Here is a 2143-nt window from a genome sequence, read left to right as displayed (position 1 = left end):
TGGCGGTCCCCTCAAATCAAACATTGCAATGGTGACTAAATTCCCTGTTTTACAACAACTGCATTTCGGCTGAAAAGCTTTTGGCGGAAGCTTTTCTTTGGGCTGGATGCCTAAATTTTGTTGCAGATTTTTAAGCTTAATTCGTTTCCAAGTGCTGCTCAAAAAACCATAATGACGGATTTTCACAAATCTTTTCGGCAAAATATGCATCGCAAAACGGCGGATAAACTCCTCGTGGCTCAAAACCATCTGTTTTTTGATGCCTTTTTGGCGGTAATCTTTGTAAGAAAAAGTGACCGTCTCCACATCAATTTTTCTGATTCTCTGGTTGCTGATGGCGATTTTGTGGGAATAACGACCCAAATATTCCACCACCGATTTTGGGCTTCCAAAAGGCTTTTTGGCGTAAACTACCCAAGGTTTTTCCCACAGATTTCGCCTGATTTTGGGATATTCTTCAAGATTTTTATCTTTTAGTTTCTCACAAAATTTAGCCCTGAAAACTTTACTCAAAGCCTTTACCGAAAACAAAAATTTGCCGTCTGAACGTAGATTTTTCCAAGCTCCGCTTTCATCCACACCACCGCCCGGAACAATGCAGTGCAAATGCGGATGAAGACTCAAATTCTGTCCCCAAGTGTGCAAAACAGCAATCATTCCCATTTGGAGATTTTTGTTTTTGCCAAACGTTTGAAGGGTTTCCCAAGCCGATTCAAACAATATATCATACAACATCTTGGGCTCGTGAAGTGCGGTTTTGTTCAATACATCCGGAAGCGTAAAAACCACGTGGAAATAAGGTACCGGAAGCAGTTCGTTTTCCCTCATCCCAATCCACTTTTCACGGTTTTTGCCCTGACATTTTGGGCAGTGACGGTTTCGGCAGGAGTTGTAACTGATGCTTACATCTCCACATTCATCACAAGCATCGATATGTCCTCCCAAAGCCGAAGTTCTGCACTTTTTTAAGGCAAATAAAGTTCTTAACTGCCAAGAATTAAGTTCTAAATTTTCCAATTTTGAACCTAATTTGTTTAAAACATCGGCGACTTCGTATTGAGGTTGAGATTGAGATTGTGGTTGAGTTGGCTGTTTTTTTATGGTTTTAAAACCTCTCATTTTTTCCCAAATTCCGAAAACAAAGTATCGAGCGGTGAAAAGAGTTTTTGTGTGGAAAGTTGTGCAATTTGGAGATAAACCAGCGTCGTGTCAATACTTTCGTGGCCGAGGAGATTTTTGATGCTCAAAATATCCATCCCATCTTCCAGAAGATGCGTCGCAAAACTGTGCCGAAGCGTATGAACACTCACATCTTTCAGGATGTTTGCCGTTTTTGATGCCTGCTTTACCGCCCACTGAACGCCGCGCTGGGAGTAACGGGAATCGAAATCGCCACCAGCACGCCCTCCACGAGGTTCTCCAAAGAGATAATTTTCTGGTTTTTCAGCTTCGATATACTTTTTGAGTCCACGAATCAAATGCTCGGAAAGTGGTAAATAGCGGTCTTTTTTGCCTTTTCCCTGAACCACTTTGAGTTGTTTTCGGTCGAAATCTAAGTCGCACAAACGGAGATTTCGAACTTCCATACATCGCAATCCGCAGCCGTAAAGAATCCCGATTAAGATTTTATGTTTCAGAAGTTTACAGCCGGACAACATCTGCCAAACCTCCTGTTTACTAAGCACTACAGGCAGTTTTTTCTCTTTTTTAATTTCCGGAAGACTCAAATAATCATAGCTCAAACCTTCCGATTTTAGCAGAAATCGAAGTCCGTAAACGGTGTGTTTAAAATACGATTGCGAAGGCGATTTAGATTTTTTCTGAAGGTAAAAAAGGTAATCGTGAATTTGCTCGGGATCCAATTCTGTAGGAATTTTCCCGAAATGTAGCGACACCGACGCGACGTGTCTAGAGTAATTGTTGAACGTGCTTTGACTACGCCCCAAAACCGAAACGGTACGTTCAAATCGACCTAAAAGTTCTGTAAAACCTGGAACTTCGCGCTTTGCCTGATTGATGAGTTTGTTTTCTCTAAGCGCTTCTAAACTCTTTTTTTTGTTGCCATTCTAGTGATTTTTTAATTATCTTTACAAAGTAACTAAAATATGCGCAAGGGTAAAGCTACCGAAGGTTTAGTTCAACA

Annotated in this window: 2 protein-coding genes; both read right to left on the bottom strand. The window is 41.1% G+C overall.

Going from position 1 to position 2143, the window contains the following annotated elements:
• A partial coding sequence (locus QWT87_RS20960; protein WP_302718674.1) for an IS91 family transposase occupies positions 1-1119 on the bottom strand: 1119 nt, incomplete at its 3' end.
• On the bottom strand, positions 1116-1895 hold the full coding sequence (locus QWT87_RS20955) for a tyrosine-type recombinase/integrase (protein WP_302718672.1): 780 nt from the start codon (positions 1893-1895) through the stop codon (positions 1116-1118). The genes QWT87_RS20955 and QWT87_RS20960, both read right to left, overlap by 4 nt.
• Positions 1896-2143 lie beyond the last annotated feature (248 nt).

This window comes from Chryseobacterium urinae (assembly GCF_030518295.1).
GTDB lineage: Bacteria > Bacteroidota > Bacteroidia > Flavobacteriales > Weeksellaceae > Chryseobacterium > Chryseobacterium mucoviscidosis.
The sequence above is the reverse complement of the archived record's forward strand: the minus strand, read 5'-3'. Positions and strand labels throughout refer to the sequence as shown.